This window comes from Heyndrickxia acidicola, from assembly GCF_001636425.1.
GTDB lineage: Bacteria > Bacillota > Bacilli > Bacillales > Bacillaceae_C > Bacillus_AE > Bacillus_AE acidicola.
Genome location: NZ_KV440953.1, coordinates 80213 through 103883 on the forward strand (window position 1 = coordinate 80213; position 23671 = coordinate 103883).

Annotated in this window: 20 protein-coding genes and 2 other annotated features; of the genes, 17 read left to right on the top strand and 3 right to left on the bottom strand. The window is 41.1% G+C overall.

Annotation, left to right across the window (positions count from 1 at the left end; translation table 11 throughout):
- The first annotated feature begins 5 nt into the window (after positions 1–5).
- From nrdR to A5N88_RS00360, 9 genes are all read left to right on the top strand, one after another.
- Positions 6–461, top strand: coding sequence for a transcriptional regulator NrdR (gene nrdR, locus A5N88_RS00320; protein WP_066261638.1), 456 nt, complete (start codon positions 6–8; stop codon positions 459–461).
- A gap of 136 nt (positions 462–597) precedes the next feature.
- Complete coding sequence (locus tag A5N88_RS00325; RefSeq protein ID WP_066261648.1) at positions 598–1998, top strand: replication initiation and membrane attachment family protein; 1401 nt, start codon at positions 598–600, stop codon at positions 1996–1998.
- Between the two features lie 11 nt (positions 1999–2009).
- On the top strand, positions 2010–2948 hold the full coding sequence (gene dnaI, locus A5N88_RS00330) for a primosomal protein DnaI (protein WP_066261650.1): 939 nt from the start codon (positions 2010–2012) through the stop codon (positions 2946–2948).
- 144 nt (positions 2949–3092) lie between these two features.
- Positions 3093–3953, top strand: a complete 861-nt coding sequence (gene ytxC / locus A5N88_RS00335; protein ID WP_066261652.1) for a putative sporulation protein YtxC — start codon at positions 3093–3095, stop codon at positions 3951–3953.
- A 245-nt stretch (positions 3954–4198) separates the two neighbouring features.
- Positions 4199–4445: a binding site (T-box leader), on the top strand.
- A gap of 49 nt (positions 4446–4494) precedes the next feature.
- A complete protein-coding gene (thrS, locus tag A5N88_RS00340) occupies positions 4495–6420 on the top strand; it encodes a threonine--tRNA ligase (RefSeq protein WP_066261654.1) in 1926 nt (641 codons plus the stop codon).
- Positions 6421–6671: 251 nt separating this feature from the next.
- Positions 6672–6809, top strand: a sequence feature (ribosomal protein L20 leader region).
- A gap of 193 nt (positions 6810–7002) precedes the next feature.
- Positions 7003–7506 (top strand): translation initiation factor IF-3, encoded by a 504-nt coding sequence (gene infC / locus A5N88_RS00345; RefSeq protein ID WP_157090562.1) that lies wholly within the window; start codon positions 7003–7005, stop codon positions 7504–7506.
- A 21-nt stretch (positions 7507–7527) separates the two neighbouring features.
- Positions 7528–7728, top strand: coding sequence for a 50S ribosomal protein L35 (gene rpmI, locus A5N88_RS00350; protein ID WP_066261660.1), 201 nt, complete (start codon positions 7528–7530; stop codon positions 7726–7728).
- 30 nt (positions 7729–7758) lie between these two features.
- Positions 7759–8112, top strand: coding sequence for a 50S ribosomal protein L20 (gene rplT, locus A5N88_RS00355; protein ID WP_066261662.1), 354 nt, complete (start codon positions 7759–7761; stop codon positions 8110–8112).
- 410 nt (positions 8113–8522) lie between these two features.
- Positions 8523–9608 (top strand): M42 family metallopeptidase, encoded by a 1086-nt coding sequence (locus A5N88_RS00360; RefSeq protein WP_066261663.1) that lies wholly within the window; start codon positions 8523–8525, stop codon positions 9606–9608.
- 223 nt (positions 9609–9831) lie between these two features.
- Here the strand turns inward: A5N88_RS00360 and sspI are convergent, their stop codons facing one another.
- A complete protein-coding gene (sspI, locus tag A5N88_RS00365; protein ID WP_066261667.1) occupies positions 9832–10041 on the bottom strand; it encodes a small acid-soluble spore protein SspI in 210 nt (69 codons plus the stop codon).
- Positions 10042–10160: 119 nt separating this feature from the next.
- Between sspI and A5N88_RS00370 the strand changes: the two genes are divergently transcribed.
- The 3 genes from A5N88_RS00370 to pheT all read left to right on the top strand — a co-directional run bounded on the left by A5N88_RS00370 (position 10161) and on the right by pheT (position 14744).
- Positions 10161–10916, top strand: a complete 756-nt coding sequence (locus A5N88_RS00370) for a TrmH family RNA methyltransferase (RefSeq protein WP_066261669.1) — start codon at positions 10161–10163, stop codon at positions 10914–10916.
- Between the two features lie 354 nt (positions 10917–11270).
- Positions 11271–12308, top strand: coding sequence for a phenylalanine--tRNA ligase subunit alpha (pheS, locus tag A5N88_RS00375; RefSeq protein ID WP_066261671.1), 1038 nt, complete (start codon positions 11271–11273; stop codon positions 12306–12308).
- Positions 12309–12329: 21 nt separating this feature from the next.
- Positions 12330–14744, top strand: a complete 2415-nt coding sequence (gene pheT, locus A5N88_RS00380) for a phenylalanine--tRNA ligase subunit beta (protein ID WP_066261673.1) — start codon at positions 12330–12332, stop codon at positions 14742–14744.
- Positions 14745–14961: 217 nt separating this feature from the next.
- Here the strand turns inward: pheT and A5N88_RS00385 are convergent, their stop codons facing one another.
- Together A5N88_RS00385 and rnhC are read right to left on the bottom strand one after the other, a co-directional pair.
- On the bottom strand, positions 14962–15900 hold the full coding sequence (locus tag A5N88_RS00385) for a DMT family transporter (RefSeq protein WP_198160143.1): 939 nt from the start codon (positions 15898–15900) through the stop codon (positions 14962–14964).
- 466 nt (positions 15901–16366) lie between these two features.
- A complete protein-coding gene (rnhC, locus tag A5N88_RS00390) occupies positions 16367–17296 on the bottom strand; it encodes a ribonuclease HIII (protein ID WP_066261676.1) in 930 nt (309 codons plus the stop codon).
- A gap of 543 nt (positions 17297–17839) precedes the next feature.
- Between rnhC and zapA the strand changes: the two genes are divergently transcribed.
- From zapA to A5N88_RS00415, 5 genes are all read left to right on the top strand, one after another.
- Complete coding sequence (zapA, locus tag A5N88_RS00395) at positions 17840–18091, top strand: cell division protein ZapA (protein ID WP_066261677.1); 252 nt, start codon at positions 17840–17842, stop codon at positions 18089–18091.
- Positions 18092–18096: 5 nt separating this feature from the next.
- Complete coding sequence (locus A5N88_RS00400) at positions 18097–18636, top strand: CvpA family protein (RefSeq protein ID WP_066261678.1); 540 nt, start codon at positions 18097–18099, stop codon at positions 18634–18636.
- Positions 18637–18959: 323 nt separating this feature from the next.
- Positions 18960–20684 carry a DNA polymerase/3'-5' exonuclease PolX gene (gene polX, locus A5N88_RS00405; protein ID WP_066261680.1) on the top strand — a complete coding sequence of 575 codons (1725 nt, stop codon included), beginning with the start codon at positions 18960–18962 and terminating at the stop codon, positions 20682–20684.
- A gap of 23 nt (positions 20685–20707) precedes the next feature.
- The gene (locus A5N88_RS00410; RefSeq protein ID WP_066261682.1) at positions 20708–23062 is read left to right on the top strand and encodes an endonuclease MutS2; all 2355 of its coding nucleotides are present in this window, start codon (positions 20708–20710) and stop codon (positions 23060–23062) included.
- Between the two features lie 54 nt (positions 23063–23116).
- On the top strand, positions 23117–23527 hold the full coding sequence (locus tag A5N88_RS00415; RefSeq protein WP_066261685.1) for a DUF350 domain-containing protein: 411 nt from the start codon (positions 23117–23119) through the stop codon (positions 23525–23527).
- Positions 23528–23671: the final 144 nt, after the last annotated feature.

Here is a 23671-nt window from a genome sequence, read left to right on the forward strand (position 1 = left end):
ATTAAATGAAATGTCCGTCTTGCCATCATAATAGCACCAGGGTAGTTGACTCGCGCCCTGTTGATGAAGGACGTTCCATCCGAAGAAGGCGAGAATGCGAGGAGTGTCTATATCGTTTCACAACATTCGAGAAAGTGGAAGAAACACCGCTGATTGTTGTGAAAAAAGAAGGAGTCAGGGAAGAGTTTAACCGTGACAAAATTTTGCGTGGACTCATTAAAGCGTGTGAAAAGCGGCCTGTGGCGTTGGCTGATTTAGAAAAAATACCGATGGAAATAGAAAACAGCCTTCGCAGCAAAGGCTATTCTGAAGTGAATTCTGAAATTGTCGGTGAAATGGTTATGGATAAGCTTGCAGCTCTTGATGAAGTTGCCTATGTCCGATTTGCTTCCGTCTACAGGCAATTTAAAGATTTAAATGTTTTTTTAGAAGAGCTGAAGGATCTTTTAAAAAAAGATTGATCTTAAAATGAAGCTCAGCTTCATCCTAATAGACATTGACTTGCAGGCTCGTTTGACTGTCTTTTTTCATTGACTGTTAAATGAGCCTCACTCAACTTTGCTTATCCATGCACAAAAAGTTAAGGATGTGCCATCCATGAATCAATTATGGAATCATATGCAGCCTGTGGATCGTTACCAAGTAGCCTTAAATGGGATTTTGCATGATTTTGACCGAAAGGTGCTATCATTATTATATCAGCCTTTAATTGGCGCCGGATGCTTTAGTCTTTACATGACTCTTTGGAGCGAAGTGGAGGAGAACCGGCTTTCATCAGAGGAATGGACTCATTACCATCTTATGAATTTTTTATCTGTAAATTTAAGGGAGATATATGAATACCGAATAAAGCTGGAAGGAATGGGACTGTTAAAATCTTTTGTTCAAAAAACGGGGGATGAGCGGATGTTTATTTATGAATTGCAGCCTCCATTATCCCCGGAACAGTTTTTTACTGATGGCATGTTAAATGTATTTCTTTATAGAAAGCTTGGGAAAGCTCATTTCTCCCGTTTGAAAAAATACTTTTCAGACAAATCACCAATTACTCATGAATATCAGGAAATTACACGTACCTTTCAGGATGTCTTTGCGTCACAAGCTGGCGGGGCAAACATTCTTATGGATGAAGAGGGACAGCATGAAAGCAGGGTGATGTCCGACCATGAATATTTTACACGGAAAGAAACAAGCTCGATCAAAATCGAAAATACGGATTTTGATTTTGAAATACTAAAAGCCGGTCTTCACGAAATGATACTGCCACAGAGGGCACTGACGGCTCCAGTGAAAGAAGCCATTCTTAAATTATCATTTTTATACAATATTAACGCAGTTGACATGAAAAATCTCCTGCTTACTGCTTTAAATGATGAGCAGGAGATTGATATTGAGGAACTCCGCAAAGCTGCCAGAGACTGGTATCAAATTGAGAATGCAAATGAATTGCCGAATCTTGTTGACAGGATACAGCCCCCAGTTTACCGGGGAAGTACTGAAAAGGTGTCTACGCAGGAAGAAAAACTGATTGCTTATCTTGAAACGACTTCTCCTAGACAGCTCCTCATTGATATTTCAGATGGAGCGGAGCCTTCCAAGGGTGATCTGCAGGCTCTTGAAGAAGTGATGTTCCAGCAGCAGCTGTCACCTGGTGTTACCAATGTTCTCATTCAATATGTTATGCTGAAGACAGATATGAAGCTTTCAAAGAATTATTTGGAAAAGATTGCTTCTCATTGGTCCAGGAAAAAGGTTAAGTCTGTTAAAGAGGCAATGGAGCTGGCAAAGAATGAGCATCGCCAGTATCAGGAGTGGGCGGAAAACAAGAAAACCCAGAATAACGTCCGGAAACAGCCAATCCGAAAGGAAAAGCTTCCTGACTGGTTTGTGGAAAATGATGAGACAGAAAATCAAAGTGTCCAGGCAAAGCCGGATCAGGAATCAATAGAAGAAAAACGTAAGAGATTGGAAGAACTTCAAAAGAAATTTAAGAAATAGGCGGTGATTGAATGGACAGGATTGACCAGACCCTTGGGAGAATGATGAACAGCGGCGGCTTTCAGCAAAGGTATGAGCAAATGAAGCAGGAGATTATGTCACATCCTGATGTTCAAGCCTTTTTAAGGGAACACACTGGTGAAATTACCCAGACAATGCTTAAAAACAGCATGATGAAGCTGTATGAATATATTTCTCAGGCGAAGAATTGCCGAAATTGCCCGAGTCTTGGGGAATGCGCCAACATGATGAATGGATACGAGCCGGAGCTTTCCTTAAGAGGCAGCTCAATCGACATTCATTACAGAAAGTGTCATCGCAAGGCAATTGATGATGAAAGAAAACAACTAGAAAAAATGATCCAAAGCATTTATATGCCAAAGGACATACTTGGAGCGTCTTTTGGTGATTTCTCTCTTGATACAGAGGGCAGGCTGAATGCCTATGAATTTGCAGTTGACTTTGCAAGCAGATATGAGCCGGGCAAAAAGATGAAGGGCCTGTATTTATACGGTAACTTTGGTGTAGGGAAATCCTATTTGCTTGGTGCCATTGCAAATCAGCTTGCAGAAAAACAAATAGCCTCATTGATTGTATATGTACCTGAATTCTTTAGGGAAATGAAGCAGTCTCTTGGTGATCACACTTTAAGCGAAAAGCTTGAGAGAGTAAAAAAAGCCCCTATTCTTATGCTTGATGACATTGGTGCGGAAGCAATGACGAGCTGGACAAGAGATGAAATTTTAGGTTCGATCGTCCAATTCAGGATGCAGGAAAATCTGCCAACCATTTTCACTTCGAATTTTGATTATCAAGGTCTTCAGCATCATTTAAGCTACACGCAAAGAGGCGAAGAGGAAAAATTGAAGGCTGCCCGCATAATGGAGAGGATAAAATATCTTACGACTCCGGTCAGGGTGGAAGGACCCAACAGAAGGACAGGCATGTAAACGCCTGTCCTTTTGCTTTTTTCTATTCTAAATCAAACAAGCCCTCCATATAATTTAGTAACTCCTGTCATAGGAATTCCATATTGAGCTTGAGGCAGAAATAAGGATTTAGCAGGATGAATGTCAGGTTAAGGGGGGCCAAGAGTGGAACTTATCGTAAAAGGCTTTGATGATGCCGTATGGCTTAAAGAATACTTTGCAAAAAGAGGAAGAAGCATTTATTTCTCAGAAACGATCTTTCAGAATCAAAAGCAGTACACTATGACCATTTCCGAAGTGGATACTGGTACAATAGAGATTCAGGAGGCCATTGTCCACTTTATTATGATAAAAAAACGGAATGACTGGGTAAAAGATATCCTCAGTGATATGTACTATTTTAAAGAAGCGGAGGAACAGGACAACATAACAGAAATAGTTGACGGCATGTTTAAAGGAGAACGCAAGGAACTGACTTCGCTTGTTGGGGAAGTGGATGAAACACGGATGATCCATGATGCTGTTTCTTCTTTTATCCGACAGGGGGATTCCATCTCATTTGACTCGTTTATAACATTTCGGTTAAAGGATTATTTTCAATGTTTAACAAGCTATATTGAAATGGCCATTGATGAGTATAAGATGGAGCAAGATTACCAGGTATTTATCCAGATGCTCCGGGATTATGTTAAAAACCGCAAGCCGAGAAAAAACATAGTTCGTATTTATTTTGAAGAATATGGAGAGTTTTTTCATGAAGACTTTGAAAAAATGACAAAAAAAGATATGGAAGAACTGATCGACCGCCGGCTTCTCACAAACCATCCCGTATACATTGATTCGGTAACCATTGCACCCCTTCTGTCCCTTGCGCCTGCTTCTATTTATTTGTATACAGACAATCCTGATGTAGCCTTAATCAGGACCATTCAAAATATCTTTGAAGAACGGATCACTTTATTAAGGAAAGAAGATTTCTGGAATCAAAAATGCGGATATACCCGGGATGCGGTGAATGATTTTTAATCTTGATGGTTTTCGCATAGATTGCTGCTTTGCGTAAAATGGAACATTCTGTGAGCTGTCTTTTTTCGTGGCATCTTTTCGCTAGTAAATCACAAGTTTTGATATAGAACCTGGATTTTTAAGATTTGTTTATATCAAATAGCAACAAAGTGTACGAAAAGAGCCTTAACCTTTTTCTCCCTTGCTTTTTTCTAAATAACCTTTTATAATTACGTACATATCAATAAATTCCATTTACCATAATGTAAAAGGTAATGATAAGGACAAGGGTATTCTTTTACGGTTTTCAGAGAGGAAAGGCAAGGCTGCAACCTTTCCAACACGAATTGGATACTTACCGCCTTTAAACTTCAACCGTGAACAGCCTTAATAATAGGAATCACTAGCGGTTGACGGGTTATTCCGTTAAAAAAGCCGAAAGCCATTTTATTTTCTGTTGAAATGAAATGGAAATTAGGGTGGAACCACGTGTGAACAAAACTCGTCCCTTTCCAGGGGCGGGTTTTTTTATATTCTTTAGAAAGATAAAGGAGTGACGAACATGTCAGACGTTTTAAAAATGACTTTCCCTGATGGAGCTATAAAGGAATTTCCACAAGGAACAACAACCGAAGATATCGCTGCATCTATTAGCCCTGGCTTAAAGAAAAAAGCGATAGCAGGCAAATTGAATGGCCAATTAGTGGATTTACGCCGTTCGCTTGAAGAAGGCGGATCTATTGAGATCGTAACCCCGGATCATCAAGACGCGCTTGAAGTGCTTCGCCATAGTACTGCACATTTAATGGCACAGGCTGTTAAACGCTTATACGGCAATGTAAAACTCGGAGTGGGACCTGTCATTGACGGCGGATTTTACTATGATATGGATTTGGAAGTGTCTATAACTCCTGAAGATTTGCCTAAGATTGAAAAAGAAATGAAAAAAATTGTAAACGAGAACCTGGAAGTTGTCCGTAAAGAGGTATCACGCGAAGAAGCGAAACAGCTTTTTGCAGGTGATGAATACAAGCAGGAATTGATTGATGCCATTCCGGCTGATGAGAAGGTAACCATTTACGAACAAGGTGAGTTTTTTGATCTTTGCCGCGGAGTTCATGTCCCATCAACAGGAAAAATCAAGGAATTCAAGCTTCTAAGCATTGCAGGGGCATACTGGCGCGGAGACAGCAACAAAAAAATGCTGCAGCGTGTTTATGGTACAGCGTTTTTCAAAAAGGAAGAACTTGAAGCGCATTTAAAATTCCTGGAAGAAGCAAAAGAACGTGACCACCGGAAAATTGGGAAGGAATTAGGCTTGTTTATGAACTCCCAGCAGGTTGGACAGGGTCTTCCGTTATGGCTTCCAAAGGGTGCAACAATTAGGCGAACAATTGAGCGTTATATCGTGGATAAAGAAGAACGCTTGGGCTACAGCCATGTTTATACACCAATTATGGCAAATGTGGAACTTTATAAAACAAGCGGCCACTGGGATCACTATCATGAGGATATGTTCCCGGTTATGGATCTTGACAATGAACAAATGGTCCTTCGCCCTATGAACTGCCCTCATCACATGATGATTTATAAAAACGCCATTCACAGCTACCGCGAGCTTCCAATCCGTATTGCGGAACTTGGATTAATGCACCGTTACGAAATGTCGGGTGCCTTGGCCGGGCTGCAGAGGGTGCGCGGAATGACACTGAATGATGCCCATGTCTTTGTCCGTCCTGACCAGATTAAAGATGAATTTATCCGTGTGGTTAATTTGATTTTGGAAGTGTATAAGGACTTTGATATTAATGATTATACTTTCCGTTTATCCTACCGTGATCCTGAAGATAAAGAGAAGTATTTCGATGATGATGAAATGTGGAACAAAGCACAAAGCATGCTGAAGGAAGCAATGGATGAAATCGGCCTTAACTATTATGAAGCGGAAGGCGAAGCAGCATTCTATGGTCCAAAGCTCGACGTTCAGGTTCGCACAGCTCTTGGAAAAGACGAAACTCTTTCAACTGTACAGCTTGATTTCTTGCTTCCTGAGCGTTTCGACTTAACGTATGTAGGGGAAGATGGAAAGCCTCACCGCCCGGTTGTTATCCATCGAGGAGTTGTTTCAACAATGGAGCGTTTTGTGGCCTTTTTGATTGAAGAATATAAGGGTGCATTCCCAACTTGGCTGGCTCCTGTTCAAGTGGAAGTCATTCCGGTTTCGAATGAAGCCCATTATGATTATGCTAAAGAAATTCAAGAAAAGCTTCAACGTGAAGGGTTTAGGGTGGAGCTTGATAACAGGGATGAGAAGATGGGCTATAAGATTCGTGAAGCCCAAATGCAAAAAATTCCTTATATGCTGGTAGTGGGGGATAATGAAATGCAGGAGAAAGCCGTAAATGTCCGTAAATACGGTGAACAAAAATCAGAAACGATTTCTTTTGATGATTTCCTGGCTGCACTTCAAAAAGAAGTAAAGAGATAATAGAAAACAACAGACAAGGGAGAGTGATTTCCCTTGTTTTTTTGAGAGAATAGAAAGGATTTAGAGGACTTGTAAAGGATATTAGTCAAAAATTAGCTTTTTCCGAGGAAGAATATTATAAAAAGGTCTTGCACTTGAATCCAGTCTTTGATATCATAAACAATGTTGTTATAAATGAACTTTACTAAGTCTAGGATTTGACATGAAAATCTGTTTTGTGATATAGTATCTAAGGTAAATTGAATATCAGATCGAGCAAGAAGAGGCAGCCCGCTTCTCACCTGATTGACGCATAGTTGTAGTTGACAGGTTTTAGGTTTCATAACATTCAAGACTATTCATGCGAATGTAGTGCGGGTTCCTTCAACGTCCCGCACTTTTTTATTGCGTAAAAAGTCACTCAATATGCGCGGGACAGGTGTGCAGGTGGGTTTGTAAAGATGATATTCTGATTCAAAACCAGTTACAAAAGCAACTGTGAACTGTAAGACTTTTTATAAAGTCTGCAGCTTAAGCAGCTTTTATGCGAAGATCCATTTCTTCGCGAAAAAACCTTGGAGGTGGCTAACTATTAGCAAAGACATGATGGTTAACGAAGGTATTCGTGCCCGTGAACTTCGTCTTATCGATCAAAACGGCGAGCAGCTTGGTGTCAAATCTCGAAATGAAGCAATGGAAATTGCTTCCCGTGTAAATCTTGATGTTGTTCTTGTTGCTCCAAATGCTAAACCGCCTGTAGCCCGTATCATGGACTATGGAAAGTACCGTTTTGAACAGCAGAAGAAAGATAAAGAAGCACGTAAAAATCAAAAAATTATCAACTTAAAAGAGGTTCGTTTGAGCCCGACAATCGAAGAACATGATTTCAATACAAAGCTTCGCAATGCGATTAAGTTTCTTGAAAATGGAGACAAAGTAAAAGCGTCAATCCGATTCAAGGGCCGTGCCATTACACATAAGGAAATTGGCCAGCGAGTTCTTGACCGCTTTGCAACAGCATGTGCAGAAGTCAGCACAATTGAATCAAAACCGAAAATGGACGGTCGCAGCATGTTCTTAGTATTAGCACCAAAAAATGAAAAGTGATGCATTGAGGAGGAATAGCACATGCCAAAAATGAAAACTCACCGCGGCACAGCAAAGCGTTTCAAAAGAACAGGTTCCGGCAAATTAAAACGTTCTCACGCTTACACTAGCCATTTATTTGCCAACAAATCTACAAAACAAAAACGTAAGCTTCGTAAAGCAGCGATCGTTTCTAAAGGTGATTTCAAACGCATTCGCCATATGCTTGACAATATTAAGTAATGATCGAGATTTAAATAGGAGGGAAATAATATGCCACGTGTAAAAGGCGGTACAGTTACCCGCAGACGTCGTAAAAAAGTTCTTAAATTAGCTAAAGGTTATTTTGGTTCAAAACATACATTATTCAAAGTTGCTAACCAGCAAGTAATGAAATCTTATATGTATGCTTACCGCGATCGTCGCCAGAAAAAACGCGACTTCCGCAAACTTTGGATCACTCGTATCAACGCAGCTGCTCGCATGAACGGTCTTTCTTACAGCCGTTTAATGTTCGGACTTAAAGTTGCTGGCATCGAAGTAAACCGTAAAATGCTTGCTGACCTTGCAATTCACGATGAAAAAGCATTCGCTGAATTAGCAAGCAAAGCAAAAACAGCTCTTTAATAGATTAAACGAAAAGCCATTCCTGAATGAGTCGGGGATGGCTTTTATATTTCTTTGGCTGCTTTTACTTTAGGTATCTTAAAGTGAAGTATGATGAACGATACGGAAATCAACCAGCAGGAAGATTAGAACGTACCCAATGTCCCAGCTATAGTCCAATGTAGATTTGAAACCCATGTTGATTGAAGTGGAAGGCGCGAGACTCCTGCGGGAAAAGCTGGCCAAAGGGATACCCCTCAGAAGCTTGCTAACAATAGGCTCCTCTACCGCCCCGCGGAAAGCGAGTGCCTGTAGCGGAAATCAACCAGCAGGAGAGCAGAAAGTACCTCAGGTTAATGGCTGAATTTTTGTACATTTACATCGTTTGGATTATAATAAGACAGTACAAAACTATACGGGGGGATTCTATTATGGCAAAGCTGGACGAAACCTTAACCATGCTTAAGGAATTAACGGATGCAAAAGGCATCCCTGGCAATGAATACGAAGTGCGCCAGGTAATGAAAAAATACATAGAGCCATTGGCAGACGAAGTAGAAACAGACGGACTAGGCAGCTTAATTGCTAAGAAAATCGGCGACAGCAACGGTCCGAAAATTATGGTAGCCGGCCATCTGGACGAAGTTGGCTTTATGATTACAAAAATTGATGATAAAGGCTTCCTGCGTTTCCAGACGGTTGGAGGCTGGTGGTCACAGGTTATGCTTGCACAGCGTGTCACCATCGTCACCAAAAAAGGGGACATTACTGGTGTGATAGGCTCAAAGCCTCCGCATGTGTTATCTCCTGAAGCACGCAAGAAGCCTTACGAAATTAAAGATATGTTCATTGATATCGGAGCTTCAAGCCGTGAAGAAGCTGTTGAGTGGGGCGTGACACCAGGCGATATGGTGGTACCTTATTTTGAGTTCACCGTCATGAATAATGAAAAAATGCTTTTGGCAAAAGCATGGGATAACCGCATCGGCTGTGCCATTGCCATTGATGTTCTGAAAAACCTTCAAAATGAAGATCATCCAAATGTAGTGTATGGTGTAGGAACGGTTCAAGAAGAAGTGGGCCTTCGCGGTGCTAAAACGGCTGCGCAAAAAATTCAGCCAGATATTGCGTTTGGTGTCGATGTAGGGATTGCAGGAGACACACCTGGCATTACGGAAAAAGAAGCAATGAGCAAAATGGGCAAAGGACCTCAAATTGTCCTTTATGATGCATCGATGATTTCTCATAAAGGTTTGAGGGATGTGGTGGTTGGCGTTGCGGATGAATTAAACATCCCATACCAATTTGAATCCATTCCAGGCGGGGGAACAGATTCAGGTTCCATTCATCTAACTGCAAATGGTGTGCCGTCACTATCTATTACCATTGCAACACGCTACATCCATTCACATGCTGCCATGCTCCACCGAGATGACTATGAGAATGCTGTTAAGCTGATCACAGAAGTCATCAAACGTCTGGATCGCGACGCAGTGAATGCGATTACATTTGACTAAAGGTTGGCGTTTTTAATAAAAATAAGCCCGGTGATTCACTGGCTTTTTATTTCTTATAAAGTTCTGTAACTCACATGATAAACGGAGTTATTAGGAAAAAAGGAATGGATTATGTGATTTAGCTGCTGACAATTAAACCGCCCAAATACAACAAAGCCGCCGCAAAAATTGTACTATCATTCCTGCGGCGGCTTCATGTGCTTCTTCTTCATTGAGAAAGAGTTTAATGCTTTAATCCATCTTCTAATGTTTCAAGCATCATACTCTTTTCTTTTTCATCAGCGTTATTCCAAATTACCTCGAATAAAACTCCAAGGCCTGGAAGCATTTTTTCTTCGCCTCTTTCAATAGCATCGACAATGGTATCCTTTAGCTGATCCTGCGTGTTTCCGCTGACATTATGAATGACGGCATTACGGAGATTTAAATTCATCTATGGCGCACTCCTTTTAGTAATAGTGTCTAAACTAGCATTTGCTAATTGGAATTTTATATGTATGAAATTTAAGATATAATAAAGCATATGAGTGCAAAAAAAGGAGTTTATATTCTGTGAAACATATACAATCTGCTAAGAATCCACAAGTAAAGCAGTGGAAAAAGCTATTAACTAAAAAAGAACGGGAAAAGACACATACATATTTAATTGAAGGATTTCATCTTGTTGAGGAAGCATTAAACCATAAAGATGAAGTCGTGGAGCTCATTATTACGGAAGATACCAATTTGCCAACGTCCTGGGATCTCAGCAATATTCCATTGACTTATATTTCACCTGAAATCAGCAGAGAAATATCGGATACTGAAACGTCCCAAGGCGTATTTGCTCTTTGTGAAATGAAGAAGGCAAACATATCTTCTTTAGAAAACAAGAAGTATTTGCTTCTGGATGCCATCCGGGATCCAGGTAATCTTGGGACGATGATTAGAACAGCAGATGCAGCTGGTATTGATGCGGTGATACTTGGGAAAGGAACGGTCGACCTCTACAACTCAAAGGCTCTTCGTTCAGCGCAGGGGAGTCATTTTCACCTTGATATTTTGGCGGGGGATTTAAAAGAGTGGATTGACCGGCTAAAAACGGCGGGAACCCCTGTATATGGAACTGCCTTGGAGGGAGCATCTTCTTTTAAAGAGGCAGAACCAGGACAAACATTCGCTCTGCTGATGGGGAATGAAGGGAATGGAGTATCGAAGGAGCTACTTGAGCTTACAGACCAAAACCTGTATATTCCTATCTACGGAAAAAGTGAATCGTTGAACGTAGCCATTGCCGCAGGAATTTTACTTTACTACCTAAGGGCGTAGGACCAATCTTTATAAAATACATTTGAATTTTGTTATTCAGCATACTATAATAGAAACAATTGAATGAAAGTCAAAGACTTTGACAGGGATCAGTAGCCTATTGAAAGCCATCAAGGGAGAAAATGCCGTTGACTGCAAGCATTTTTATGGCAAACCATTAAGTGAATTCACCCCTTGAGTCAGCATCGGGACCGTTTTCTTTAGGAAGCGTAAAGATGGACTCGGCAGAAAAGCCGTTATCTCAATGAAGTGAACATATGAAGCGTATATGTTAATTAGGGTGGTACCGCGTTAACCTCGTCCCTTTTCCAGGACGGGGTTTTTTGTATGCAAAAAATTATAGGAGGCATTACCATGGAGCAAAAATTAAAAGAACTTCAAACAGAAGCCCTGGCTCAAATTGAAACAGCTTCTGATTTAAAGTCACTAAATGATATTCGGGTTGCATATCTAGGAAAAAAAGGCCCAATCACAGAGGTCTTAAAAGGAATGGGAAAATTATCAGCAGAAGAAAGACCGAAAATGGGTGCTCTAGCTAATGAGGTCAGGGACACAATCGCTAAAAAAATTGAAACCAAGCAAGCTGCACTTGAAGCAGAAGAAGTGGAAAAGAAGCTGGCTGCAGAAACGATTGATGTTACCCTGCCAGGACGTCCTGTAAAAACGGGAAATCATCATCCTCTTACAAAAATTGTAGAGGAAATTGAAGACTTATTTATTGGTATGGGATACCAGGTAGCAGAAGGCCCTGAGGTTGAAAAGGATTACTATAACTTTGAAGCCTTGAACCTGCCAAAAGGACACCCTGCACGTGATATGCAGGATTCCTTCTATATTACAGATGAGATTCTGCTTAGAACTCATACATCTCCTGTACAGGCGCGCACGATGGAAAAACATAAAGGCAAAGGCCCTGTTAAAATTATTTGTCCAGGAAAAGTGTATCGCCGTGATAACGATGATGCTACCCATTCCCATCAGTTCATGCAAATTGAAGGTCTAGTAATTGATGAAAACATTACAATGGGTGACTTAAAAGGAACCCTTCAGGTATTCGCAAAGAAAATGTTTGGAGAGGACCGCGAAATTAGGCTGCGCCCTTCATTTTTTCCATTTACAGAGCCATCTGTTGAAATGGATATTACCTGTAAAATTTGCGGCGGCCACGGCTGCAGCGTTTGTAAAGGAACAGGCTGGATTGAGATCCTTGGTGCAGGAATGGTGCACCCGAACGTATTGGAAATGGCAGGCTTTGATTCTTCTAAATATACAGGCTTTGCATTCGGAATGGGGCCTGAGAGAATTGCCATGCTTAAGTACGGAATAGATGACATTCGCCACTTCTATACGAATGATGTGCGGTTCTTAAAACAATTTGCAAAACATGAATAATGATGACGGAGGAGAGTACAAATGTTTGTTTCCTATAAATGGCTGCAGGACTATGTCGATTTAGAAGGTGTAAAGGCTTTAGAGCTTGCTGAAAAAATTACAAGAAGCGGAATCGAAGTCGAAGGAGTAGAAGTAAAAGGGGAAGGCGTAAAGGGGATTGTTGTCGGCCATGTACTGGAATGTGAAAAGCACCCAAACGCAGAAAAACTGAATAAAACCCTTGTTGATATTGGTGAAGAAAACCCTGTTCAAATCATTTGCGGCGCGCCGAATGTAGCGAAGGGGCAAAAGGTTGCGGTTGCTACGGTAGGCGCAGTGCTTCCGGGTAATTTTAAGATAAAACGTGCAAAGCTCCGCGGAGAGGAATCCAATGGGATGATTTGTTCTCTTCAGGAACTGGGGATTGAGAGCAAGCTTGTTCAAAAAGAGTACTCAGAAGGCATTTTTGTTTTTCCGAATGATGCAGAACCAGGCACAGATGCTTTAACTCTTCTATATTTAGATGACAAAGTATTGGAGCTCGGCCTGACTCCAAACCGTTCTGATTGCTTAAGCATGCTAGGAGTTGCTTATGAGGTGGCAGCTATTTTGGGCAGAGAAGTGAAATTGCCTTCTGCAGAAGTACAAGAATCCTCTGAAAAGGCATCCGACTATGTTTCAGTTAAGGTAGATGCATACAGCCAAAGCCCATTGTATACTCTTAGAGTGATAAAGAATGTTAAAATAGGTCCATCACCTTTATGGATGCAGGCACGCCTTATGTCAGAAGGAATACGTCCACATAATAATATCGTGGACATCACCAACTATATTTTGCTTGAATATGGCCAGCCGCTTCATGCATTTGATTATGATAAATTGGGCTCAAGAGAGATTGTTGTACGCCTTGCACATGATAATGAAAAAATCATGACACTGGATCAGGCGGAACGTACTTTAAAAACAAATCATCTTGTCATTACAAATGGCAAGGAGCCGGTTGCACTCGCAGGTGTCATGGGTGGTGCCAATTCAGAAGTTGGGGAAATGACAACAACCGTTTTGCTGGAATCAGCTTATTTTGACGGCCAGACAATCCGAAATGCATCGAAAGATCACGGCCTTCGAAGTGAAGCGAGTGCAAGATTCGAAAAAGGGGTTGACCCAAATCGGGTGCATGCTGCTTCCAATAAGGCTGCACAGCTTATGGCAGAATATGCCGGAGGAGAGGTTCTGGAAGGAATCGTTGAAATAAACACTCTGAGATCAGAACCAGTTATTTTAACGATTACCAACGAAAAAATCAATCGTGTTTTAGGCACGCAAATAACTGCTGAAGAAGTAGTGGCTATTTTTAACCGTCTCCAATTCAAGATAAGTGAGGAAAATGGCACTTTTACAGTAGAAGTTCCAACAAGACGTGGAGACATTACCATAGAAGAGGATCTAATAGAAGAAGTGGCACGTATTTACGGATATGACCGCCTTCCATCCACACTGCCAAAAGGTGCCGCTACTCCGGGCCGCTTAAATGAAGCGCAATTAAAACGCAGAATTACGAAACGGTTCTTAGAAGGCGCCGGCTTACATCAAGCAGTAACGTATTCTTTAACAAGCAGTGAGAAAGCTGGGAAATTTGCTTTGGATAAACGTGAGCCAATCCGGCTTGCTATGCCGATGAGCGAAGAAAGAAGCTATTTACGTTTAAGCATTTTACCTCAAATGCTTGAAGCAGTGTCTTACAATCTAGCGCGAAAATCCGATTCACTTGCCTTATATGAATTGGGCGCTGTTTTCCTCAAAACAACTGATCACGACCAGCCGAAGGAAGAAGAACACTTGGCAGGTGCAATTACTGGCTTATGGCATTCTCATCCATGGCAGGGAGAAAAGAAACCTGCAGATTTCTATACAGCTAAAGGTGTTCTTGAAGGGCTGTTTGCTAAGCTTGGAGTTGAGCAGGCTGTCCAATTCAGGGCAAAGGCGTTCGATGGGCTTCATCCGGGACGTTCTGCGGAAATTCTTTTAGAGGGCAATGTGATTGGGTGCTTGGGGCAGGTACACCCTCGTATCGAAAAAGAGTTGGATTTAAAGGAAACCTATGTTTTTGAATTGAACGCTGAAGCCCTTTATGCTTATAAAGGCGAGCCATTGCACTATACACAAATTCCGCGTTTTCCATCAATTACACGGGATATTGCATTAGTAGTGGATCGAAGTGTTTCTGCAGATACGTTGAAACAAATCATCATGGAAGCTGGCGGTAAGCTTTTAAAAGAAGTTTCCATCTTTGACCTTTATGAAGGGGAGCATATGGAGGAAGGCAAAAAATCCATTGCCTTTTCATTAACCTATTTGGATCCTGAAAAGACGCTTACGGATGAAGAAGTTGTAGCGGTTCATACAAAAGTATTATCCGCTGTTAGCGAAAAAGCAGGTGCAGAACTAAGAGGATAAGGCAACAGAAGTAAATTCGCCTTATGAAATGGCGCAAAAGAAAAGGATAGATGAGACGCGTATATGCTGTCTTATCTATCCTTTTACTTTTAGGCTTTGCTAATGGACTTTTTAGCTTATTATTGTGAATCTTCCTTTCTTTACAGTAAAATGAGCTAAAAAACGAGCCGTTTTCAACATAGAGTTTAACAGAGCTTAGCTTTAAAGAACGAATCTATCATGCCCGTTTTCTTGCCCATAACATGCCTGCTACGATACAGGCACCTCCAATTAAAGAGGCTGCCGATAAGTGCTCACTTAGAAGAAGTACAGAGGCAAAGGCAGCAAAAATAGGCTCGCTGCTCAAAAGGATTGCTACCCTTGAAGGGGATGTTCTTCGTATCATGGTCATTTGGACAAAGAAAGCAAACATGGTTGCAAATACAGCAAGATATCCTGTAATCAGCCAAAATGATATGGATAAATGAGTATCTTGATCCTGGAAAGCTGTCAAACATCCAGATCCAATTGCTACGACAGCAAGCTGAATTGTTGCAAGTGCACCGGAATTCATTTCTTTCCCATCTGTTAATCGCTTGGTAAAGGTCATTTGAATCGCTCTGCAAAATGCAGCACCTAGTACTAAAAAATCACCAATATTAACGTGATATCCGTGAAGAGTGAGCAATGCTGTTCCGATAACGGATAATAGAATAGCAGAAAGTATAGTGATGTCGGGAAACTTCCGATAAATAATGCTTTGGAATAAAGGAACCATAACAGCAAATAAACTGATAATGAATCCAGCATTGGAGGCTGTGGTGTTAGCCACACCAAAGGTTTCAAGAGTAAAAATGGCAAACAGAAATAAACCGAATACGACTCCTGCTATCCAGGTAGCCCTACCTGCTTTGCGGATTTCTTTGAACGTCAGGAGCATCATGGCAATGGTCGTGATAAAAAAACGGATAAAGATAAATTGCATGACAGGCACACTTGAGACAATATCTTTTGATGCGACATAAGTCGTTCCCCAAATCATTGCTACCAGCAATAAAGAAAGATCTGCTGTCCAGCGGGAATGCCAAACCGTCGTGCTTAAAGAAATAAAAAAAGATTGCTTCTTTTTTGCGTTAACTGCGGAAGCCTCTAATCCATTTTTTTGAATGAATTCCATTGCGCACCACCTCTTTTTGATTATGATAAGTAAATAATGGAAAAATGTAAATCCATCATTTCCTCTAAATAGTGCACGTTTAACCAGCAGTTTGGAAGCCTCCCCTCCGCTTGAATGTGCCCGAATTGTCCCAACCTGCTTACTAATGATCCCATGTCTAATTAAGACCGAGTATGGGTTAATAAAAGCACTCATCACAATATCAGATGAGTGCTTCTTGAATGTAAAGATTGATTAAAATTAAAACATCCAAATGGGAACAGCAAAGCGGGCGGGGTAATTAAAGGTTGTGTAAAAGCCCAATGGTAAGCTGGGCACAATAGTCATTGGATTGGATGTGCGAGTTTCCTGTTTAGAAAAGCGGGTTAAATGAGAACCCTCAGGCTAAGAAGCGGCGAGAAGGCTCCCAAACCACCCACGAGAAACGAGTGCCTGAAGCGGCAATCAACAGGCAAAATAACAGAGTCTATTTATAAGCAATTTTCATTGCTTTTTGTGTGTTAGCAAAATGATACTTGGTAAATTCTTTTAAGGCACTTTCCCCTTTTGCCTTGATTAATCGGGCAGCTGCCTGGTCTACCTGTGGCCCGGCGCCTTTTGGCAAGGTAAAACCGGCTTTTTTACTAAGCTCCTCGAAGGCCTGGACAAACGCATATCTTGCAAGAATGGAAGCGGCAGCAACTGCAATATGTACACTTTCCCCTTTTGTACTAAAATATACTTTTTCTCTGCAGATTTCTTTTTGCCCTTTTAAATATCGAAAGTAGGTTTCTGCTTCAACGAACTGATCTATCAAAATACCTTCTGGTTTTTCAGGTGAAATTTTTTTGAGCAGATGATTTAACGCCTGGTTATGAAGAAGGGCTTTTATTTTCCCTTGTGACATTCCCGATTGCTGGAGCTGGTTATACTTTTGGTTTGGAAGCTTTAACAAACTATAGGGAATGACAGACAATAGATTGGAAGCAATTTTGGAAATTTGAACGTCATTTAAATCTTTACTGTCTTTTACTCCCAGCTCCTTTAAAAGGGGGATTTGATCCTTGCGTACATATGCACTGACTACGGTAATCGGTCCGAAATAATCCCCTGTTCCAACTTCATCTGATCCGATGAAGGACATGGAAGAGATGGCAGGAGGCAGAGAATCTCCGGAGGTTTTTGTTTTTACAGTGGCTGTTTTCTTTATAAGAACATTTCCCCACTTTCCAGCCTCCTCGGCATGATTCATTCCCTGAAACATTACCTTGCCTGATCGGTAGGCTGTAATAGTGCAGCCGGGTATCTTTGCTGAAAAAAGCCCACCCTGCGGCACTTTTGGCATAAGAAAAGACTTATAATGTTCCTCCATTTCTTTGGCTTTACTTAAGGATACTTGCAACACGCTATTGGACATAATGACCTCCTTGGAATTAGTGGATATTTTTCAGTTCACCTATTTTAACTTTTCTCTTTTATGATATACTTTTTCAACCGCAAAGCCAGTTGATTTTCATTTTCATGCCAATGGGCAAAAATAATCAGGAACTTATTGTTGTAACTTTACTCTGTCAGATTTTAAAAAATAGACTCTGTCAAAAAACAATGTTTATTTTATGATGATTGGAGCGGATAAGCGAGACTCCTGCTTAGAAAAGCGTGTTAGGGAGATTCCCTGCAGAGGAAAATCAACAGGCAATATGAACAGAACTGAAAAATAAAGAATTAAAACCTGTAATGGGCCCACGAAAGGATGCCTTTAAGATGGATAAAAAGGAAATTATCTAATGCACGAAAAGGAGCAAAATATGCGAAAAAATCCAAAACAATAGAACCATATAGACTATATCACACTCAATACTCTATTTTTGACTTTTTGACAATCACCGTCAAATTCTTCCCAACCCTTAAGAATCATGTTAAAATACAGTTTAGGATTCTTTTAAGGAGGGGCATGTAAGTGGCAGAAAAAAACCGTACTTCGGTTGGTATTTACGGGCAGCAATATACCATCATCGGAACAGATCCTGCAAACCATATTCGTTATGTTGCCTCATTGGTAGATGAAAAAATGAGAGAAATCAGCTCCAGGAATCCGGGATTAGATACAAGTAAAGTAGCCGTTTTGACAGCCATCAACGCTGTCCATGATTTCATCAAATTAAAGGAGCAGTATGAGCTTCTTGAAAAAGAATACAAATTAAAGGACTGAGTGGCATGCTGAATTTAGCCATTATAATATTATTGCTTTTAAGTTTCTTTGCAGGGCTGAGAAGGGGATTTATCCTTCAGGCGATCCATTTAATCAGTTTTGTAGCTGCTGCATTTGCAGCCTACATGTATTACGAGGATTTAGCTGCTAAATTGAAGCTATGGATTCCTTATCCTTCCTTTAAAGCCGATAACACCTTTTCCATGCTTCTTCACGGAAGCAATATGGAAGAAGCCTATTATCGAGTCATTGCATTTGCCCTAATCTTTTTTGCCGTTCGAATTCTTTTGCATATCATCGGTTCTGCCCTTGATTTTGTTGCCCAGCTTCCAATTCTGAGATTTATAAATGTGTGGGCGGGAGGCATTCTTGGATTTTTGGAATCCTATCTTATCTTATTTATCCTATTATATATAGGAGCAACCCTTCCGGTAGATTGGATTCAATCCGCCTTAAACAATTCCTTTATTGCTCAAGCAATGATTAAAAATACTCCATTTGTTTCAGGACAAGTAGAGCAATGGTGGCTCCATAACGTAGGATAATGAAATGGTATAAAGGCCTTGCATGAAAACGAAGCAAAAAATGTAAAAACTGGACCTGACTGGCGCTTTTATGCAACGCCTGAGTCAGGTTCTTTTATATAGTCTTTTGTGAACGCTTTAATGACCTGGGCATTCTCAAAGAGCTCAGTTGTGTTTTAGCTAGCTGTTTCACACGCCTTAAAGCTGTAAAAAGAGCTGGAAATGAGCAGTTATCAAGATAGAAATTAAAAAGAGCCATGATGTAAAAAGTAGCGGTACAGCATTCCCTTTTGCTAGTATAGATGAGGGGTGTTGAAAGTCTGTTCAGCAGGGTTGGTGAAAAAATGAAAGTAAATAAAAAAATGGTGATAAAATTATTAGAACAAATTGCTATATATATGGAATTAAAAGCGGAAGGTCCGTTTAAAGTAGCAGCTTATCGAAAAGCAGCTTCTGCTCTGGAATTTGATAATAGGAGCCTTGAAGAAATTCATGAGCTGACCGACATTCAAGGGATTGGAAAAGGTACAGCGGCTATCATTATGGAGTACAAAGAAACGGGAAAGTCAGAGCTCTTGGAACAGCTGCAGGACGAGGTGCCAAAAGGGCTGATTCCTTTGCTTCAAATCCAAGGGCTTGGTGCAAAGAAAATTGCCAAGCTCCATAAAGAACTCGGGGTTGTGGATGTTCACACTTTAACGGAAGTATGCCTTGAAGGGAAAGTTCGGGCATTAAAGGGATTTGGAGAAAAGACAGAGGAAAAAATCCTGGCTTCTATAGAGGCCTATGGAAAACGCCCTGAAAGGTTCCCAATCGCATATATGAAGAAGCATGCTCTGGCCCTTGAAAATCAGCTTGTTCATATGGAAGGAATAGAGCAATTTTCACGGGCAGGGAGTCTAAGACGTTATAGTGAAACGATGAAGGATTTGGATTATGTTATTTCTACAAATGACCCCAGTCTAGTGAAGAAACAGCTTCTTCAGTTAAATGAAGCGGCTGAGGCGATTGCAAGTGGAGATACAAAGGTTTCGATTACGATTTCGGGTGAATTTGATATTTCTGTGGATTTTAGACTTGTAAGTCCTGATGAGTATGCAACCGCCCTTCACCATTTCACAGGATCAAAGGATCATAATGTGAAAATGCGCCAGCTGGCAAAAGACCGCGGTGAAAAAATCAGTGAATATGGAGTAGAAAAGCTGGAAACAGGTGAAGTCCTGACATTCCATTCCGAAGAGGACTTTTACAATCATTTTGGCCTTCCATTTATTCCGCCTGAAATAAGAAAGGATGGAAGGGAAGTAGAGGAATATAAACAGGGAATGGAACTGGTCAGACTGGAGGATATTCAAGGAGATCTTCACATGCATACCACCTGGTCGGATGGCGGGCATTCACTTGAGGAAATGGTGCAGGCGTGCAGGCAAAAGGGCTATAAATATATGGCGATAACGGATCATTCCCAGTATTTAAAGGTGGCAAACGGGCTGGACGCAAAGAGGCTCCTGCGCCAAAATGAAGAGATTCAACGTTTAAATGAGAAGTACGATGACATATTAATATTGTCAGGAATTGAAATGGATATTCTGCCAGATGGCAGCCTGGATTTTGATGATGAAGTTTTGGCTCAGCTGGATATCGTGATTGCATCCATCCATTCCAGCTTCAGCCAGTCCCAAGAAAAAATTATGGATAGATTGAAGACAGCAATGGACAACCCGCATGTGGATATTATTGCCCATCCTACAGGCCGCTTGATTGGCGGACGTCCAGGCTATCAGGCAGATATGGATACGTTGATTAAATGGGCAAAAGAAACCAATACTGCACTCGAACTTAATGCAAGCCCCAGCCGTCTTGACTTATCGGCAGAAAACGTGCGCAAGGCACAGGAAAACGGGGTAAGGATCGTCATTAATACGGATGCTCATGAAATAGAGCAGCTTCAAAATATGGAATATGGAATAGGAACTGCGAGAAGGGGCTGGATCGAGAAAAAAAACGTTTTAAATGCAATGGATCAAGAGGGTTTAATTTCATTTTTGAATCGCCATCACACTGAATAAGGAAGTAGGAGGCTTGCAACTAGATGCAAGAGAAAATATTAAAAACATTGGAGTTTACTAAAATTATTGAATTGCTTTTAGAGCATGCTTCATCGTCGCTCGGCATTGCAAAGGTGAAAGAGCTTAAACCTTCTTCTTCTTTTGAGGAAGTTGTTCAAATGCAGGCAGAAACAGATGAAGCCTCTCACGTTTTAAGAATAAAGGGCCATGTTCCATTAAGCGGAATTCATGATATCCGCCCACACATAAAACGTGCAGACATTGGGGGGAACCTGAATGCAATGGAACTGGTTCAGGTGGCCAGCACCATATATGCAGGCAGAACCATTAAACGATTTATTGAAGGGCTTCTTGAAAACGAAATGGAGATACCAATATTGGAAAGCAAGGCTGAACAAATTGCAGTGCTTACTCCACTTGAGCATAAGATTAAGAATGCCATCAACGAAAATGGCGAAGTGCTGGATTCGGCGAGTGAAAATCTGCGCCAAATCAGACAGCGTCTCCGCGGAAATGAAAGCAGAATCCGTGAAAAGCTTGAAGGCATGATCCGCTCAAAAAATGCAGCTAAAATGTTGTCAGATGCCATTATCACGATTAGGAATGACCGGTATGTGATCCCGGTGAAACAAGAGTACCGCTCTAATTATGGTGGGATTGTCCATGATCAATCCTCCTCAGGACAGACCCTCTTTATTGAACCGCAGTCTGTTGTTGATTTAAATAATCAGCTAAGGGAATGGCAAATGAAAGAACAGGCAGAAATTGAGAGGATCTTAAGTGAACTGTCAGCGGAAGTCGCAGAAGCAGGTGCGGAATTATCTGTTTTGACCGAAACGCTGGGGATTTTGGATTTTATTTTTGCAAAAGCGAAATATGGCAAAACCATTAAAGGGTCTATGCCCCGGATTAATCATGAGGGTTTTGTCCGTTTAATCAAAGCAAGACACCCTCTTTTACCTATGGATACAGCTGTACCCAATGACATAACATTGGGGAAGGAGTATACGACTATTGTCATTACAGGCCCAAATACAGGCGGTAAAACCATCACCTTAAAGACTATCGGCTTATGTACATTGATGGCACAGGCGGGACTTCCCATTCCGGCATTGGACGGGTCAGATGTGGCAGTGTTTGAAGAGGTATTTGCAGATATCGGTGACGAGCAATCGATCGAGCAAAGCCTTAGTACCTTCTCCTCCCATATGGTCAATATTGTGGACATTCTCAAGTCTGTAAACCATGAAAGCCTTGTGTTATTTGATGAACTTGGAGCAGGGACAGACCCTCAGGAAGGGGCTGCTCTTGCCATTTCGATATTGGACGAGGTGTACGGGAGAGGAGCAAGAGTTATCGCAACCACACATTATCCTGAATTAAAGGCATATGGTTACAATAGAGAAGGAGTCATCAATGCGAGCGTCGAATTCAATGTTGAAACATTGAGCCCGACTTATAAACTCCTCATAGGGGTCCCGGGAAGAAGTAATGCTTTTGAAATTTCAAGAAGGCTTGGCCTTTCCGATCATGTTATACATCATGCTAAATCGTATATTGGGGCCGACACTAATCAAGTTGAAAATATGATTGCATCTCTTGAAAAAAGCAAGAGAGAAGCGGAGCGGGAGCTTTTAGAAGCACAGGACTACTTGAAGGATGCTGAAAAGCTTCATAAGGATATGCAAAAACAGATGGCGGAATTTTACAGTCATCGGGATGCTCTGTTTGAAAAGGCTGAAGCCAAGGCGCAAAAAGTGGTAGAAGAAGCCAAAGATGAAGCGGAAGACATCATTCGGGAACTGCGCAAGATGAGGATAAACAGCCATGCCTCAGTCAAAGAACATGAATTAATTGAGGCAAGAAAACGGCTTGAAAATGCTGTTCCAACCATGGAAAAGAGCAGTGTCAAGAAGGCGGTCAAGAAAAAGCAGGAATTTCATCCTGGCGATGAAGTGAAAGTCATTAGCTTTAATCAAAAAGGAACCTTGATTGAGAAAACAGGTGAACAGGAATGGCAAGTTCAAATGGGCATCATGAAAATGAAGGTGAAAGAAAGAGACCTTGAATTCCTGCAGGCTCCGAAGAAAGTTGAAACGAAGCCTTTGGCAACTGTTAAAGGAAGGGATTACCATGTCAGCCTCGAACTGGATCTGCGCGGCGAACGATATGAGGATGCTATTCTTAAAGTTGAAAAATACATCGATGATGCTCTTTTAGCCGGATATCCGCGTGTTTCTATCATTCACGGGAAAGGAACCGGAGCTCTTAGAACCGGTGTTCAAGAATATTTGAAACATCACCGCTCTGTAAAACGTATTAGATTGGGAGAAGCAGGAGAAGGCGGAAGCGGGATCACTGTAGTGGAGTTTAAATAAGGCCCACTCCCGCTGGTTCCCTCTTCTTAAATTATTGAGAAGGAGCCTACAAGGATGAAAAGTCATTTTTGGGAGAATCATTTCATCCATACTGCCGGTTATTACAGTGTCGTTGTACTTTGTACGGTTTTATTTCTGGCTGTTTTTGAACTTGTAACCAAATACCGAAATTGGGATGAAATTAAAAAGGGGAACCTTGCTGTGGCGATGGCTACAGGAGGGAAAATTTTTGGGATTGCCAATATATTCAGTCAGTCCATTCTTCATCATGACTCTTTATTTGTCATGATAGAGTGGGGGGTATTTGGATTTTTCCTTTTATTGATTGGTTACTTTATTTTCGAATTTCTTACGCCCAAGTTCAGAATTGATGATGAAATACAGGAGGATAACAGGGCTGTGGGATTTATCTCCATGGCTATATCAGTAGGATTATCCTTTGTAATTGGTGCAGGAATTTCCTGATGTGTGGAATGCTCGTAACAGCCTAAACAAAGCCGCAGAGATAGGGGATGCTCATATGCTGATGGAGAAATTAGCAAAAGTGTTAATTGTCAGTTGTATTGTGTTTGTGGTGGCGGGAATCTTTTATTTAATTTTATCATGATG

Bases quoted from the DNA above. Each gene is read 5' to 3' on its own strand.
- nrdR (WP_066261638.1), top strand. From the start codon at position 6: ATGAAATGTCCGTCTTGCCATCATAATAGCACCAGGGTAGTTGACTCG.
- A5N88_RS00325 (WP_066261648.1), top strand. From the start codon at position 598: ATGAATCAATTATGGAATCATATGCAGCCTGTGGATCGTTACCAAGTA.
- dnaI (WP_066261650.1), top strand. From the start codon at position 2,010: ATGGACAGGATTGACCAGACCCTTGGGAGAATGATGAACAGCGGCGGC.
- thrS (WP_066261654.1), top strand. From the start codon at position 4,495: ATGTCAGACGTTTTAAAAATGACTTTCCCTGATGGAGCTATAAAGGAA.
- infC (WP_157090562.1), top strand. From the start codon at position 7,003: ATGATGGTTAACGAAGGTATTCGTGCCCGTGAACTTCGTCTTATCGAT.
- rpmI (WP_066261660.1), top strand. From the start codon at position 7,528: ATGCCAAAAATGAAAACTCACCGCGGCACAGCAAAGCGTTTCAAAAGA.
- rplT (WP_066261662.1), top strand. From the start codon at position 7,759: ATGCCACGTGTAAAAGGCGGTACAGTTACCCGCAGACGTCGTAAAAAA.
- A5N88_RS00360 (WP_066261663.1), top strand. From the start codon at position 8,523: ATGGCAAAGCTGGACGAAACCTTAACCATGCTTAAGGAATTAACGGAT.
- sspI (WP_066261667.1), bottom strand. From the start codon at position 10,041: ATGAATTTAAATCTCCGTAATGCCGTCATTCATAATGTCAGCGGAAAC.
- pheS (WP_066261671.1), top strand. From the start codon at position 11,271: ATGGAGCAAAAATTAAAAGAACTTCAAACAGAAGCCCTGGCTCAAATT.
- pheT (WP_066261673.1), top strand. From the start codon at position 12,330: ATGTTTGTTTCCTATAAATGGCTGCAGGACTATGTCGATTTAGAAGGT.
- A5N88_RS00385 (WP_198160143.1), bottom strand. From the start codon at position 15,900: ATGGAATTCATTCAAAAAAATGGATTAGAGGCTTCCGCAGTTAACGCA.
- rnhC (WP_066261676.1), bottom strand. From the start codon at position 17,296: ATGTCCAATAGCGTGTTGCAAGTATCCTTAAGTAAAGCCAAAGAAATG.
- A5N88_RS00400 (WP_066261678.1), top strand. From the start codon at position 18,097: ATGCTGAATTTAGCCATTATAATATTATTGCTTTTAAGTTTCTTTGCA.
- polX (WP_066261680.1), top strand. From the start codon at position 18,960: ATGAAAGTAAATAAAAAAATGGTGATAAAATTATTAGAACAAATTGCT.
- A5N88_RS00410 (WP_066261682.1), top strand. From the start codon at position 20,708: ATGCAAGAGAAAATATTAAAAACATTGGAGTTTACTAAAATTATTGAA.
- A5N88_RS00415 (WP_066261685.1), top strand. From the start codon at position 23,117: ATGAAAAGTCATTTTTGGGAGAATCATTTCATCCATACTGCCGGTTAT.